This is a genomic window from Candidatus Nitrosopumilus sp. bin_6a, from assembly GCF_054095695.1.
The window spans coordinates 81509-94532 of record NZ_JBSWSR010000004.1; the positions used below are offsets into that span (position 1 = coordinate 81509).

Annotated in this window: 19 protein-coding genes and 1 tRNA gene; 11 read left to right on the forward strand and 9 right to left on the reverse strand. The window is 33.2% G+C overall.

Annotated elements, in window-relative coordinates:
• The first annotated feature begins 22 nt into the window (after positions 1-22).
• Together ACW9XA_RS05440 and ACW9XA_RS05445 are read left to right on the forward strand one after the other, a co-directional pair.
• Positions 23-1945: an AMP-binding protein gene (locus ACW9XA_RS05440; protein ID WP_457763361.1), complete on the forward strand. Its 1923-nt coding sequence runs from the start codon at positions 23-25 to the stop codon at positions 1943-1945.
• 70 nt (positions 1946-2015) lie between these two features.
• Entirely contained in the window at positions 2016-3362 is a 1347-nt protein-coding gene (locus ACW9XA_RS05445; RefSeq protein ID WP_457763362.1) for a pyridoxal phosphate-dependent aminotransferase, read from the forward strand.
• Here the strand turns inward: ACW9XA_RS05445 and ACW9XA_RS05450 are convergent, their stop codons facing one another.
• The 3 genes from ACW9XA_RS05450 to ACW9XA_RS05460 all read right to left on the reverse strand — a co-directional run bounded on the left by ACW9XA_RS05450 (position 3363) and on the right by ACW9XA_RS05460 (position 6183).
• The gene (locus ACW9XA_RS05450; protein WP_457763363.1) at positions 3363-4316 is read right to left on the reverse strand and encodes an SHOCT domain-containing protein; all 954 of its coding nucleotides are present in this window, start codon (positions 4314-4316) and stop codon (positions 3363-3365) included. It lies immediately after the preceding gene.
• Positions 4317-4561: 245 nt separating this feature from the next.
• On the reverse strand, positions 4562-5785 hold the full coding sequence (locus tag ACW9XA_RS05455) for an ornithine cyclodeaminase, nickel-pincer nucleotide-dependent (protein WP_457763364.1): 1224 nt from the start codon (positions 5783-5785) through the stop codon (positions 4562-4564).
• A 50-nt stretch (positions 5786-5835) separates the two neighbouring features.
• Positions 5836-6183, reverse strand: a complete 348-nt coding sequence (locus ACW9XA_RS05460; RefSeq protein ID WP_457763365.1) for a hypothetical protein — start codon at positions 6181-6183, stop codon at positions 5836-5838.
• Between the two features lie 75 nt (positions 6184-6258).
• Here ACW9XA_RS05460 and ACW9XA_RS05465 point away from each other — a divergent pair, with 75 nt between their 5' ends.
• On the forward strand, positions 6259-6558 hold the full coding sequence (locus tag ACW9XA_RS05465; protein WP_457763366.1) for a hypothetical protein: 300 nt from the start codon (positions 6259-6261) through the stop codon (positions 6556-6558).
• Here ACW9XA_RS05465 and ACW9XA_RS05470 read toward each other — a convergent pair.
• Positions 6555-6779 carry a hydrolase gene (locus ACW9XA_RS05470; protein ID WP_457763367.1) on the reverse strand — a complete coding sequence of 75 codons (225 nt, stop codon included), beginning with the start codon at positions 6777-6779 and terminating at the stop codon, positions 6555-6557. The genes ACW9XA_RS05465 and ACW9XA_RS05470 overlap by 4 nt on opposite strands.
• A 2-nt stretch (positions 6780-6781) precedes the next feature.
• Entirely contained in the window at positions 6782-7315 is a 534-nt protein-coding gene (locus tag ACW9XA_RS05475; protein WP_457763368.1) for an HD domain-containing protein, read from the reverse strand.
• Positions 7316-7403: 88 nt separating this feature from the next.
• Between ACW9XA_RS05475 and ACW9XA_RS05480 the strand changes: the two genes are divergently transcribed.
• Together ACW9XA_RS05480 and ACW9XA_RS05485 are read left to right on the forward strand one after the other, a co-directional pair.
• Positions 7404-7940, forward strand: coding sequence for a cob(I)yrinic acid a,c-diamide adenosyltransferase (locus tag ACW9XA_RS05480; RefSeq protein ID WP_457763369.1), 537 nt, complete (start codon positions 7404-7406; stop codon positions 7938-7940).
• A 44-nt stretch (positions 7941-7984) separates the two neighbouring features.
• A tRNA-Phe gene (locus tag ACW9XA_RS05485) sits at positions 7985-8058 on the forward strand.
• 142 nt (positions 8059-8200) lie between these two features.
• Here the strand turns inward: ACW9XA_RS05485 and ACW9XA_RS05490 are convergent.
• Positions 8201-8491 carry a hypothetical protein gene (locus ACW9XA_RS05490; protein ID WP_457763370.1) on the reverse strand — a complete coding sequence of 97 codons (291 nt, stop codon included), beginning with the start codon at positions 8489-8491 and terminating at the stop codon, positions 8201-8203.
• Positions 8492-8705: 214 nt separating this feature from the next.
• Between ACW9XA_RS05490 and ACW9XA_RS05495 the strand changes: the two genes are divergently transcribed.
• The 4 genes from ACW9XA_RS05495 to ACW9XA_RS05510 are packed head-to-tail and all read left to right on the forward strand — an operon-like array spanning position 8706 to position 9956.
• On the forward strand, positions 8706-9020 hold the full coding sequence (locus ACW9XA_RS05495; protein WP_457763371.1) for a hypothetical protein: 315 nt from the start codon (positions 8706-8708) through the stop codon (positions 9018-9020).
• A 34-nt stretch (positions 9021-9054) separates the two neighbouring features.
• Entirely contained in the window at positions 9055-9294 is a 240-nt protein-coding gene (locus tag ACW9XA_RS05500; RefSeq protein WP_457763372.1) for a hypothetical protein, read from the forward strand.
• Positions 9288-9506 (forward strand): Lrp/AsnC ligand binding domain-containing protein, encoded by a 219-nt coding sequence (locus ACW9XA_RS05505; RefSeq protein ID WP_457763373.1) that lies wholly within the window; start codon positions 9288-9290, stop codon positions 9504-9506. Before ACW9XA_RS05500 ends, ACW9XA_RS05505 begins: the two co-directional genes overlap by 7 nt.
• Positions 9507-9542: 36 nt before the next feature.
• A complete protein-coding gene (locus ACW9XA_RS05510; RefSeq protein ID WP_457763374.1) occupies positions 9543-9956 on the forward strand; it encodes a VOC family protein in 414 nt (137 codons plus the stop codon).
• On the opposite strand, the gene ACW9XA_RS05515 is transcribed toward ACW9XA_RS05510, so the two are convergent.
• Together ACW9XA_RS05515 and ACW9XA_RS05520 are read right to left on the reverse strand one after the other, a co-directional pair.
• Positions 9953-10339 (reverse strand): hypothetical protein, encoded by a 387-nt coding sequence (locus ACW9XA_RS05515; RefSeq protein WP_457763375.1) that lies wholly within the window; start codon positions 10337-10339, stop codon positions 9953-9955. The two genes, ACW9XA_RS05510 and ACW9XA_RS05515, sit on opposite strands and share 4 nt — an antisense overlap.
• A gap of 63 nt (positions 10340-10402) precedes the next feature.
• Entirely contained in the window at positions 10403-10774 is a 372-nt protein-coding gene (locus ACW9XA_RS05520) for a hypothetical protein (protein WP_457763376.1), read from the reverse strand.
• A 136-nt stretch (positions 10775-10910) separates the two neighbouring features.
• Between ACW9XA_RS05520 and ACW9XA_RS05525 the strand changes: the two genes are divergently transcribed.
• Positions 10911-11057 carry a hypothetical protein gene (locus tag ACW9XA_RS05525; protein WP_457763377.1) on the forward strand — a complete coding sequence of 49 codons (147 nt, stop codon included), beginning with the start codon at positions 10911-10913 and terminating at the stop codon, positions 11055-11057.
• A 13-nt stretch (positions 11058-11070) separates the two neighbouring features.
• Here the strand turns inward: ACW9XA_RS05525 and ACW9XA_RS05530 are convergent, their stop codons facing one another.
• Complete coding sequence (locus ACW9XA_RS05530) at positions 11071-11865, reverse strand: adenylate/guanylate cyclase domain-containing protein (protein ID WP_457763378.1); 795 nt, start codon at positions 11863-11865, stop codon at positions 11071-11073.
• A gap of 204 nt (positions 11866-12069) precedes the next feature.
• Here ACW9XA_RS05530 and ACW9XA_RS05535 point away from each other — a divergent pair, with 204 nt between their 5' ends.
• The gene (locus tag ACW9XA_RS05535; protein WP_457763379.1) at positions 12070-12909 is read left to right on the forward strand and encodes a hypothetical protein; all 840 of its coding nucleotides are present in this window, start codon (positions 12070-12072) and stop codon (positions 12907-12909) included.
• Positions 12910-13024: the final 115 nt, after the last annotated feature.

Below are 13024 nucleotides of genomic sequence, written 5' to 3' on the forward strand. Positions count from 1 at the left end.
TCATAATCTAAAAAAGGAAACCTTGTCTGATTTTGAATTTATTCCAACTGAAAAACAAATCCATGAATCTAATATTTACAAATTTATGAAAAAGCATAATCTTTTGACACTGAATGATTTATCTGATAAATCTAAAAATGATTTAGAGTGGTATTGGAAATCAGTAGATGAAGACATTGGTGTAGTTTGGGATAAACCATACGCAAAAGTATTGGATGATTCAAAAGGAATAGCATGGTCAAAGTGGTTTGTTGACGGAAAAACAAATCTTTACAAATCTTCTGTAGAAAAATTTGCTAAAAAATCTCCTGAAAAAATTGCATATTATTTTGAATCTGAAGATGGCGAAAAATCAAAAATTTCATATTCTGAATTAAATTCAAAAGTCTCAAAACTTGCAAATGGATTAAAGTCCATGGGGGGAAAAAAAGGTGATGTCATTGCAATCTATTTGCCTATGATTGAAGAAGCGATTTTATCTATACTTGCTGCAGCAAAAATAGGTGCAATACAAACTGTAATTTTTTCTGGATATAGTTCAGAATCATTACATGTGCGACTAAAAGATTGTAATGCTAAATTTTTAATAATTTCAGATGGTTTTTATCGTAAAGGAAAACCTGTTTCTCAAAAAAAATCTATAGAAATTGCACTTGATGATACATTTGTAGAAAAAACAATACTGATACCATACAAAGGAATTGACGAATATGCTGAATCTGAAAACATTGTTTTTTACGACAAACTTGTATCTACTCAGAGTGATTTTTGTGATACTGAAATTTTAGATTCTGAGGATCCTTTGTTTATCTTGTATACATCTGGCACTACAGGCAAACCAAAAGGTGTGATTCATACTCATGGTGGATTTTCGGTGTTTGCTGGACATCAGGCAGCATATCTTATTGATTTGCAGGCACAAGATACGCTATTTTGGCCTGCAGATATTGGTTGGATTACTGGCCTCGTATGGAATGTCTATGGTCTTTTAATGATTGGAGCATCTGCTGTGATTTATGATGGGGGATTAGATTTTCCAACATCTGATAGAATTTGGAGGATGTTATCGGAATATGGTACAACAATCTTTGGGATATCTCCAACTGCTGTAAGACTGTTTAAAAAAAATAATATTGAACCATCTAAATTATTTTCATTAGATAAAATCAAGAACATTCCGACCACTGGTGAACCCCTTGATGAGGATTCATGGTGGTGGCTGTATGAAAAAGTTGGAAATAAAAAAATTCCAATCATGAATCTTTCTGGAGGAACTGAAATTGGTGGTGCAATGTTGTCTGTTTTTCCTGGAATGAAACTAAAACCATCTACTGTTGGAATTCCAGTACCTGGAATGAATTTGGATGTAGTAGATGAGAATCAAAATTCTGTTAGAGGCAAAAATGGTTATTTAATAATAAAATCCCCTTGGCCTGCCATGACACGAAGTTTGTTAAATGATGATGAAAGATATTTGAAAACATATTGGTCTAAATTCAAAGATGTTTGGTTTCATGGAGATTATGTCTATGTGGATGAGGATAATCTCTGGTATATGCGTGGAAGAACTGATGATGTGATTAACGTATCGGGTCATCGAATGTCTACTGCTGAAATTGAACATGTTGTCATATCCAATGAAAAAATCTCTGACGCTGCAGCAATTGCAATTCCTGATGATATCACTGGTGAAGCAATTGTAGTGTTTTTTGTATCTGATGTCTTTGAAAAATTACCTGTCTCTGAAATTTCTGATTATGTGGCAGAAAAAATTGGCAAGTTGGCAAGACCGAAACTACTTTTTCAATTATCAGATCTTCCAAAAACCAGAACAGGAAAAATTATGCGCAGATTATTAAAATCCAAATTGTTAGGCCAGGAACTTGGAGACTTGTCTTCCTTGGAAAATCCTGAGATTCTAGATGAAATTGAAAAAAAGAGTTGATGAAATCTATCTATTTGTTATTGATTATTTCTAGATTTGTTTATAATGTCTGTCCTTGTTGGTAGTATTATTGAAATTTGTAGTTGATCAGCAGGTAGAAGACATTGAGATGCCTGAGAATCTCAAATTAAACACCTTTTTGCAAGAATTTCATTCAAACTGTCCTCATGCAGAATGTAGTTTTGGATTTTATGGATTTGCATTTGGTCAATCCCCCTTTCCTGTCCCTAAATTAATTCAGGAAGCATTAATCAAAAATGCTGACAAAGGAGCATATGCCCCTATATCCGGAATTATTGAATTGCGAAATGCCATTTCTAAATATAACAAACATTATTTCAACATGGATGTCTCCCCTGAAAGAGTCTATGTTGGCCCTGGAACAAAAGAACTGATCTTTAATCTTTTAGAAATTTTACACGGGACTGTAATTTTGCCTACTCCTGCATGGTTGGGCTATCTTCCCCAAATTCGATTTCTCAAAAAAAATTACCATATGTTACCTACTAGAGCTAACAAAAAAATCTCTCCAAGTGATCTAAAGAAATTAGCATTAAGATTACAAGACCGACAAAAGATATTGATTTTAAACAATCCAAATAATCCTACGGGATTATTGTATGACCGATTAGAGCTAGAGGAAATTGCTGACATATGTAGAGAACAAAACATTACGGTGATTTCTGACGAAATTTATGCTCAAACTACATACAATTTTTCAAAATTTGTCAGTATGGGAAAAATTTATCCTGAAGGAACATTCATCACAAATGGTCTATCAAAATCACACGCTGCTGGCGGGTATCGTTTGGGCTATGTTGTTTTTCCACAACATGCTGAGAATCTTGGGGTACAGTTTAAAAAAATTCTTGCAACTGAATATACTGCAGTATCAACTCCAATACAACACGCTGCTGTTGCAGGATTTGAAATCAGTAAAGAAATGGATGAATATTTTGAAGTTACAAGAAACATTCATCAAATAATGGGCGAATATACTCATCATGCTCTTACTGCAATTGAAGGAGTAAAGGTAACAAAGCCTGATGCTACTTTCTATCTTTTAGCTGATTTTAATTCATATGCCCCTGATTTGCAAAAAGCTAATATCTTTACATCTCAAAAATTATCTGAATCTTTGATTGTCCACCCTTATCACACTGCAATAGTTGGCGGCGATAGCCTTGTTTTAGAGAGAACTGATTTTAGTGCAAGGATTGCATATGTGGACTATGATGGAGCAAAAGTCTATCAAAATTATCTGGATAATAAACCAAAATCCAGTGTAGAAAAAATTGAATTTGTAAAAAAGAATGCTCCTAAAGTAGTTGCAGGTCTTGACATGATTGCTGACTTTTTCGGTAAATTGAGAAAGGATTTCTTACAAGAAACCCCAAGTTCTACAGTTGTTTCATAGCTAGTCTAATTTTGATTTTAGTTTTTCATATTCTTCCAAGGTGATTTCACCTTTGACCAATCTTGTCTCAAGAATCTCTTTAGGATCAAACTTGTGATGGATGATTTTTGGAATTCTTATACTGTTTCTGTTAATTGAAATTTGTCTTGAATTATTATCTGCTTGTCTTTTAACGCCGTACACTGCTCCAAATAATATACCTAATGCGGCTAAAATCAATGTAATTTGTGCAATATCGGAATCATCACTATTATGGTAAGATGTAACAATTGACGATGCTTGTGCTTCTGGAATAATTTTATTGTCCATAATGTCATTTACTGCTGATTTTATTTTTTCTACATTGTCTGTGTATCCCACGGTTTCTTCAATTGTTTGTCCAGGATAATTCCTATCAAACCAACTCTTGTATGCAGGCTCAGAATAATATCTTTTTACGTAATAAGATGGTTCTATATTAGAATCAACAAAATCTCTATTTATGATCTTTACATTCTCCAATGGAACATCTTGTTCATTTTCTTGAATTGTGATTTGTGCATTCTCAATTACACTATCATCTATCTCTTTTAAAATCGCTTCATCAATTATTTTGTATTCGTTTAATGACACACTAAATTCTGAGGTGACTCCTCTAGTCATGTTTAGAATGAACCCTGTTGCGTTGTAAATTCCGTTTTGAGTAAATTTTTCCCCTATTTGTATACTCTTTTCAAAAGTGTCATCATGGTTTATCATTGCTTGTGTTAACAACACAAATTCATTATTTAGATCTCGAATTACGATTGTTACTAGTCCATTAGATTCTTTTTCAACAGTACCTGAAAATTCAATTTTATCTCCCATCAAAAATGAGTCATTGTTTGTATAAAGACTAGTTACTTCTCCAAATGCAGGATTGACTAATAGCCCTAAAAACAACAGCCCTAGAGAATATGAGAGATATTTCTTCATTTTTAATAAAATGAATGTATAAATTTTCAATTTAAGAAAAGCGTAGAATTTATCCAGTTTTATTATACGAAATCGTTAAATTCTAATTTAAAATTTCTAACGCATTGTAATCCTTTACTAAAAATTCTGTTTGAAATAAATTAAGAAAATATTTTTTTACACTCAGTCATATTTTTACATTTATTTTATCTGTCCATAATTGTCCAGTTGACTTGGTTTTGAGGCATCCTAGAATGTTTCCCTGATTATTTCTTTTTCTTGATTTGTTGTGCAACCATTGGCAAAAATGCACCCACATCAGATACAATTCCCATAGCTTGCCAAGTGCCTCTATCCATTAATTTTGTCACGGTTGGCTGGCTGATATCCACTACAATCACTTTGACATTTGCAGGTAACATGTTTCCTGTAGCAATAGAATGCAGCATAGTTGAAATCATTATCACCATACTTGCATCTTTTAGAATTTTTTTGTATTCTCGCTGGGCTTGTGCAACATCTGTTATTACATCTGGCAGAGGACCGTCATCTCTAATTGATCCTGCCAAAACAAATGGAACATTATTTTTCACACATTCATACATAATTCCCTTGGTCAGTTTTTTACTTTTTACCATGTTTGCAATAGAGCCTGCTTTGAAAACTGCATTGATTGTATCCATGTGATTTCTATGCCCGTGATAAGCAAGTGTTGCATCATGAACATTCATTCCAAGTGATGTGCCCAGAGTGGCATATTCTATATCGTGAACTGCTAATGCATTTCCTGCCAATACTCCGTCAATGTATCCTGCCTTGATCAAATAAGATACGGCATCATCTGCTCCTGTATGTACAATTGCAGGACCTCCGACGATGACGATTTTTCCTCCCTTTTTCTTTGTATTGTAAATATCATCGGCCACTTTTTTTGCAATGTGTTGAGTTGGTCTCTCACTGGAACTTGAACTTCCCATAAATTCAAAAACATTGACTCCTTCTCTTGGACGCTCTGGAGGGGTAATTTTGATTCCACTTTCTCCTACAATTATACTGTCTCCTTTTTTTACATCTCTTACTGGGACACAAAATGCTCTGTTTCCTTTTACAACTATGCATTTATCCATCATCATGTTTTCCACTGGTATCCATTTCCCTTTGTAAAAAATACTTGTGTGATTATTTGTTGTACTGTAAAAATCATCTGGCATTACATAATTTTTTGGAGATTTTTTTAGCTTGATTTCTTGTTGAATTTTTGATACTGCTCCTAATCGATAAATTGTTTCTAAAATTTCATCTAGATGTTTTTGGTTCTTTCCTGTAACTAGTAATCGTGCAAAAGAATGATCTCCTTTCTTTTTGCCAATCTCAATCTCTTCTACCTCAAATTCCCCATGAAGATCCATAATTTTATCAAAGATCTTAGTCAAAATTGACGAGTCAATCAAATGACCTCCGACTTCAATCTCTTGAGAGAATTTGCCCATTTTATTTCTGGATACTATATCATAACTAAAGCTTACGTTTTTTCTTGAGACTAGACAGGCAAGATTACTTTGCCCTCAAATTTTGGAATATTGTCTTTTTCAAATGCTTTTTCCAAAATCTCTTTTTGCTGCTTTGTCACTCCTTGAACTATTGTTTTTGATGACCCTGTTTTATCCACCAGTGCAAGAATGTATCCACTACTATCAGTCAAAACAAAACCTGATGATTCGTCAACAAACGCATAGAGGTTCTCCTCTCCTACAGGATTCCATACATTGGATTTGGTGTCTACCAATGCTAGTGCAGGCATTGCTTTGCCATCAGTCAAAGTGTTTAGGTATTCTCTGGCCTCTGCAACCCTTTTCTGACCTAATTTTAAAGCCTGAAAATACTGCATAATTTTCAATTAATCAGGTTGCTATAACAATTTATCTTCTAAAGATTGTTATAGAATCTGAACGTATGAAAAAACATGCCGCTGACAAATCCTGTAATAATCAAATTAAATGAAATCACTACAATGGTCGAGGACAAATCAAAGTTATCTGAATCTGAAATTGAGGAGATAAAATTAATCTTCAAAGGTCTTGTTGAGCAAAATGAGCGATATGATCTTGACGAAATAGAGTTTTGGTTTGAAAATGAAGGACATTGGACTACAAAGGAGCCCCGAGTCAGAATTGTAAATATGGCAAATTATATTCAAGACAAATATCAACAAACAGCCCATCTTAGAATCATATCTGATGATGATTGTAGTTGTGGAAATTAAATTTCTAATTGTTCTAGCAATCTGCCTACAATTTTTGCGTTTTCTGCTCTTTCATTTTGAATCTCTTTGATTCGAATCTCATTTTTCTCCTCTTTTGAAATAATCTGAAAATATTCTTCATCAAGATCACTATTGGCTTGCTGTCTTTTAATTACTTCAAACAATATTCCAATCACTTGTTTTTGTGCCTCAATTAATTCATCCTTTTCAGCATTAGACATCTCTAATTGTTTTCCAGAATCTTTCTAAATAATTCTTTTAGTTTAGGATTTGTAATGTCTTGTTTGGCTGATTCAATAAATGAGGATAGATTTTCTTTACGATGACCGTCATTTTCATATATTGTTGCTTGAAGGACCATCTCCAAGCGGTCAATCTGATGTACCAACTTTGATTCATACGAATTATTTTCTTGGTATTCATCCCAGATTTTTTGGTATTGTAATTTTATGTCCGCAGGTAAATTCTCTGAAATTTTACAAAATGTTTTATCTTCCAGATTTCTTTTTTCTTCAGGGGCAATCTGTCCTGGAGTATAATCTCCAATTTCAGATTCTGCCAAATCATGTAGTAGAATCATTTTTAAGATTTTTTCAGAATCGCAATTTTCAATATCTGATAGTATCATGCCCATTATTGCCATAGAGTATGAATGATCAGCTACTGATTCGGGGTGTTCTAGAGATAGTTTATCTATCCAACCCTGCCTTTTGACTTTCTTAAGATTTGCAGCAGTTTTGAAAAAATCAATTGTCATGATGTTATGAAATGAGATGTTTTCTACTAATGAATTTTCATATTGTTAATCCGAATCACATAATAGTTATTTCAAAAATAACAGGGTGATGAAAATATACACAAAAACTGGAGATGATGGCAATACCGGATTGCAAGGAAATTACAGGATATCAAAATCACATCCTAGAATCATTTCTTATGGTACTGTTGATGAAGCTAATGCGGCTCTAGGTGTAGTGTTGAGTAATTCACTGGATGAAGATATTAGAACTATTTTAACTGAAATTCAAAACGATCTATTTCTTGTAGGGGCAGACCTTTCAAATCCCAATCTCAATGATGTAAAAAACAGGGTATCATTAGACATGATTGAAAAGTTAGAATATCATATTGATAAATTTGAATCCGAGTTGCCTCCTCTTACCAATTTTATTTTGCCTGGTGGCGATATTTCTGCAGCACAATTGCATTATGTAAGAACGGTGGTGAGAAGAGCAGAATCACAAACAGTTCTATTAAGTGAAAAAGACGAAATTAACTCCAACTGTATCAAATATCTTAATCGGTTGTCTGATTTGTTTTTTGTAATGGGGCGTCTAATCAATAAACGAAAAAATAAAGACGATATTCCTTGGAAGATCTGAAAAGACAAACTTTAATTCCTCAACATTATCCTTTTTTTCTAAGTGCCGTGGTAGCTCAGCCTGGGAGAGCACTCGGCTGAAGACCGGGCTGTCGCGCGTTCAAATCCCGCCCGCGGCACTGTTTTATCCATAATTAGTCCGTAATTTTTGAAAATTATAATAGTATTAAGTAGAAATTCCTCTTACAAGTATTGGTTTTCATTTTATTCCTTTTTCTTCAGAAATAAAGAAAAGGTGGAAAACCTTTCTAGAGTTTCCAACTATGCATCTACTAGGTTAAAGAAATTTTTTCCAGATGCTGATTTTTCAGAGATGCATTTTACAGGACCTAGTGGAATTTGTTTTATGTTGATATCTTCGCGGAGTTTCTCATTTTTGAATCTATTAACTATGGCTACACGTGTTGTGTGAAATTTGTTAAAATGATTTCCGTCTATCTCAAACATTTCTTTAGTTGTGATCTTTACTCCTTTAGTGATATTTTCACCCTGAGCATAATCAGAATCTTCTACAAATGTAATTGTAAATGACTGATCACCTATTTTTACCAATGATGCACTATCTCCAATTGTTTGATAATCTGCTAATGTTGCTATGTCTTTTCACCTCCAATAGTAATTGCACAGATCAATTAATGATAAATCCAGTCATGAGTCAATTATTGACTCAGATAGTCTAGTTGATCGATTATATGTGATCGTTTTTATGCAAATTTCATTCTGCATAATCTTTAAAAGCCACCCTACCTCTTGATTTTCGACATTCATGGTTGAAAAAAAATCAGCAAAGAAAGTAACAAAAAAAGCACCTGAAAAAAAAGCAACAAAAGCTAAAGCAACAAAAGCTAAAGCAACAAAAGCTAAAGCAACAAAAGCTAAAGCAACAAAAGCTAAAGCAACAAAAGCTAAAGCAACAAAAGCTAAAGCAACAAAAGCTAAAACTAAGAACAGTATTGAGGAGTCCTCAGGAGATATGGGTATTGTCATAGTTGATGATGATATTGAAATTGATCAAGAGAAAGTCAATGAGGAAAGACGTGCTTATCTTGAAGAATCTCGTTCTCAAGAAGCCTTTGACTAGGAATCTTTATCAGATTGGATGACGTAGTATAATCATGCGTGCTCTATGTTTAATCACAGTAAAACCAGGAAAAGTAGATTCTGTAGTTGCCATACTCAAGAAAAAGAGAAAAATCATCAAACAAATCATGGTGGTTGCAGGAAGAGCAGACATCAGTGTTCTTTTACAAGGGAATATTGATGAAATTAATAACACAGTGATTGATTTTAAAAAAATCAAAGATATTGTCACGACAGAAACTCTAATTGAAGTGGAGGTTAACATGGGATGGTAAGAGCAATAATTTTGGTAAAATCTCCAAAAAAACTAATTGCTGCACGATTAAAGAAAATCCCATCCGTTGCAGATTCATTTCCAACAAGCGGTCAATTCGATGCAGTAGCCATAATTGATGTAGAGCAGTTGGTTCAGATTAAAGAAGTGGCAAATCAAATACAAAGAATCAGCGGTGTTGATAGAACTGAAACCATGGTTGAAGTGCAGTGACGCAATGGATTTAAAGAACTTCTGGTTAGTATACCTGTGAACATCAAAAAAGTAGGCAATGTTATTTTAGCAGTTAAAGACATTGACAAATCCCTACAATTTTACCATGAAATCATCGGTCTTCCTATCAGAAATCAAAGAAGGTCTTGGGTTGATTTGGGTACATCTGGTGCTTTATTGAGTTTACATCCAGCATCATTGACAGAAAAACACACTGGAAGTTCCATTGAAAATGGAATTACCATCGGTTTTCTTGTAGGTGATGTACAGTCTGCAGTTGAGGAATTAAAAGCAAAAGGAGTCACAATTCATCGTGATATTGTTGAAAAAGATGCAGGAAAAAATGCAGTAATATTAGATCCTGATGAGTATCTTATTTCATTGTTTGAACCTATCTTTGAAGACAAAGATCAACAAACAGGCGGATATCAAGGATTCACACCAGCTTAGATTGTCTTTTTAATTAAAGAGATAATCTTCTCTGAGTCTTTTTCTTTTCTATCAATAGACACATAGAATGTTACATTATTTTTTTGTAAAATCAGAATTGTGATTTTTTGATGTTGTAATACTACATGTTCTAACTTTCCAATTGTGCTGACAGAATTTCTCCTAAGTGAAATCAATGTGGATATTACAAACAATTCATTTTTGAAATCTTCTGATTGTAACAGAGGCTTGAGGTTGGGTTTGATCATTCCAGTTAATGTTCTTCCATAAGAATTAACAATACCTGCATATCGTATGCTGTCAGATATTTCTAAAATTTTTTGACACTGTTTTCTATATTTGACGACTGTATCTTTCCATTTTTCTGCAGGAGTTTTGACCATGATCAAACTATATTTTGAAATTAATAAGCCTATTGACTAATCGTGATTTTTAGAACTAGTATTTTATTTTGAGTTATTTTCTTTTTCTAATTTTTTCTTTAATTCTAGATTTTCTTTTAATAGTTTGTCATTTTCAGTTTGAAGTGTTTTGATAGAATTTTGTCTTGTATATGCTGGATGTCCTGGCGGAATCACTGTTGAATTCATGTTGAGCAAACCTGCAGCGTATTGCTGATACATGTGTTGAAATCCTTGCAATTTTTGAGCCATTGTATCCGCATCTTGCAAAAATTGTTCCTTCATTGGATTTCCTTGAATTTTAAACATGGGATTTGACAAGCCTGGTGGTAATCTCGGAAATTGGAATGCTAAATGAGGGATGTTTGGATTTAATCCATAAAGGTCACGAAGGTGGTTTGTTACTAAACTATCCATAATATTCATCAATATTTGCTATATTTGTGGCTTGCTTTAGTCGTTTGATATACTCTTTAGTTAAACTTGAGGCATTTTAGCTCAAATTGAGCTGATCGCAGATCCTTATAGATTCCCTACTTAGATCGCTGATTAGATGGATCAATCAAAGAAATCATGTCTGAAATGTAAAAAAGATATTGAAGAAAAAGATCTACATAAAATTGTAATCTATGTGGTCCAAGAAAAATTCACAGAACATCATTATGAACATGTAGAGTGTCCTGACAAGTTCACAGTATAATCATAAAATCAAACTATCCTTTGAATTCATATACATTATAAATGTCGCCAGTTATTCTGGAGCGATATTTCCATTCATCTTTTTTCCAAACTATTAATGAAAACTGCTCTTGTGTTTTTGGATGTAATCTTCGATAGACATCATGGCCAATTAAGATTTGGTTGGGTTTTGCCAAATTTTGAATTTTTGCTGCAATATTCATTGCAGGTCCCATTAAATCAACATGAGAGTTTACAACATCTGCACCATATCGTACAACAATGTTTTGACCAAAATCTAATCCAATCTTCACCATTAAATCAGGATAATCATATTGATTCAAAATAGGGTTGATGCCTTTTTGAATTACAGATATCATTGATTTTGCACAGGTTACTGCATTATCTGAGGCAACCATACCTTCTCCAACAAAAAACCCTACAACTGCATCTCCTACAAATTTTAAAACATAACCATGATGTTGTCTGATCACTGCTGCCATTTCTTGAGAAAAAGAACTAATGATGATAGCAATTTTTTCTGCAGGCATTTCTAATGTCATAGTTGTAGATCCGACCAAATCAACATATAGTACAACCATGTCTAATTTTGAAAAAACATTTTTTCTCAGAAATGCTTCAGATTCATCGATTAATCCACTGTATTCATACCCTTTTTTGAGAGCTGCCCAAACACGTTTTTGAGTTTCTAAAATCATAGTGTCCGAATCTAAGATTTGATTCTTATTTTTACTAAGCAACATGTCTACTACGTTAATTCCTTGATCTTTTTTTTCTGATTCTTGTTTTTTTTCAGTTTTTTCAGCCATTTTTCATCTCAATCCAAGGGAAAATCTGTACTGCATTTAGAACATTTACCCCTTCTCCCCCTATAGCCATCATGGTAATATTCTATGATAGTTCCATCACAATTGTCACAAGCAGTATCAGAGGCATTCATGCCTATAATACCCATCCAATCTATTTAGATTTAATGATGAAGGTTTAAGGAGTGTAATTATTTTCTATTTTTTGTGAGATTAGGTTCAAGATCATCCCATGAATTCATCCAACTGCTGAATGAAAAAAACGAATCGATTCAAAAAGCATTTCTTCCAAAAATTATAGATTTTACAAAAATGATCGATGTGAAAGTTATGATGGGAGATTCAACAGTTACAGAACAAAAAACATTTGATCCAAAATTAATTTCAGATTATTTTCAAAAAATCAATGATTCATTAAAAGAATGGTCTGTACAAGATGTATCAATCACTAACAATCAAGATGTCCGAAGAATCTTCACAAAATTTGAGATTAAGGAAGGCAGTTATTTGCTATCCGGTCATTTATCATTACAATTCCATGTTTTACTATACTACAAGCCAGTTCAGAGAGTGATTGATTGTCAAAAAGAACTATCTGAAATTGTAGATCTGACAAAAAATGAACAAGAGCAATTCTCAGATAACAGTGATCAAATAGTTCTAAATAAGCTAAAAGAATTAGGCTACAAGGATTTTGATCATCAAAAATTATTTGAAGTGTTTTATGAAAATGATGAGTTTAGAGAAAAAGTTTTTGCAGAAATTCAAAAGGATGCAAATGTTGATTTTCAAGAACTATCTGAAAAAAAATCTAAACTTTTCTCAGAACTTGATTCGTTGCTCGTTGAAACTTATCAAACATCAAATGTGTTAATCGATGATCCTAGGTTAGTTGCAGGAGAAGAAGGATGTTTACTATCGCTAGATTTGGAATTTATCAAAAACGGCAACCGTGAAGGAGTTTTTGATCCAAGAAAGATGTCTGATTCAACTAAAGAAAATATCTTGAAACGTTTATCAGAATTAGAAACTATCATTAAATCATAAACCAAGAAACCGGAAAATGAGAAATTATCTCAAAGGGGAGATCCGGTTCCTGGATATATTTTGAAGAACCGTTTACAACTATTTAGCCATACCTAATAATTTACGCATAAAATTT

Bases quoted from the DNA above. Each gene is read 5' to 3' on its own strand.
- ACW9XA_RS05450 (WP_457763363.1), bottom strand. From the start codon at position 4,316: ATGAAGAAATATCTCTCATATTCTCTAGGGCTGTTGTTTTTAGGGCTA.
- ACW9XA_RS05455 (WP_457763364.1), bottom strand. From the start codon at position 5,785: ATGGGCAAATTCTCTCAAGAGATTGAAGTCGGAGGTCATTTGATTGAC.
- ACW9XA_RS05460 (WP_457763365.1), bottom strand. From the start codon at position 6,183: ATGCAGTATTTTCAGGCTTTAAAATTAGGTCAGAAAAGGGTTGCAGAG.
- ACW9XA_RS05465 (WP_457763366.1), top strand. From the start codon at position 6,259: ATGCCGCTGACAAATCCTGTAATAATCAAATTAAATGAAATCACTACA.
- ACW9XA_RS05470 (WP_457763367.1), bottom strand. From the start codon at position 6,779: ATGTCTAATGCTGAAAAGGATGAATTAATTGAGGCACAAAAACAAGTG.
- ACW9XA_RS05475 (WP_457763368.1), bottom strand. From the start codon at position 7,315: ATGACAATTGATTTTTTCAAAACTGCTGCAAATCTTAAGAAAGTCAAA.
- ACW9XA_RS05480 (WP_457763369.1), top strand. From the start codon at position 7,404: ATGAAAATATACACAAAAACTGGAGATGATGGCAATACCGGATTGCAA.
- ACW9XA_RS05495 (WP_457763371.1), top strand. From the start codon at position 8,706: ATGGTTGAAAAAAAATCAGCAAAGAAAGTAACAAAAAAAGCACCTGAA.
- ACW9XA_RS05500 (WP_457763372.1), top strand. From the start codon at position 9,055: ATGCGTGCTCTATGTTTAATCACAGTAAAACCAGGAAAAGTAGATTCT.
- ACW9XA_RS05505 (WP_457763373.1), top strand. From the start codon at position 9,288: ATGGTAAGAGCAATAATTTTGGTAAAATCTCCAAAAAAACTAATTGCT.
- ACW9XA_RS05515 (WP_457763375.1), bottom strand. From the start codon at position 10,339: ATGGTCAAAACTCCTGCAGAAAAATGGAAAGATACAGTCGTCAAATAT.
- ACW9XA_RS05520 (WP_457763376.1), bottom strand. From the start codon at position 10,774: ATGGATAGTTTAGTAACAAACCACCTTCGTGACCTTTATGGATTAAAT.
- ACW9XA_RS05525 (WP_457763377.1), top strand. From the start codon at position 10,911: ATGGATCAATCAAAGAAATCATGTCTGAAATGTAAAAAAGATATTGAA.
- ACW9XA_RS05530 (WP_457763378.1), bottom strand. From the start codon at position 11,865: ATGGCTGAAAAAACTGAAAAAAAACAAGAATCAGAAAAAAAAGATCAA.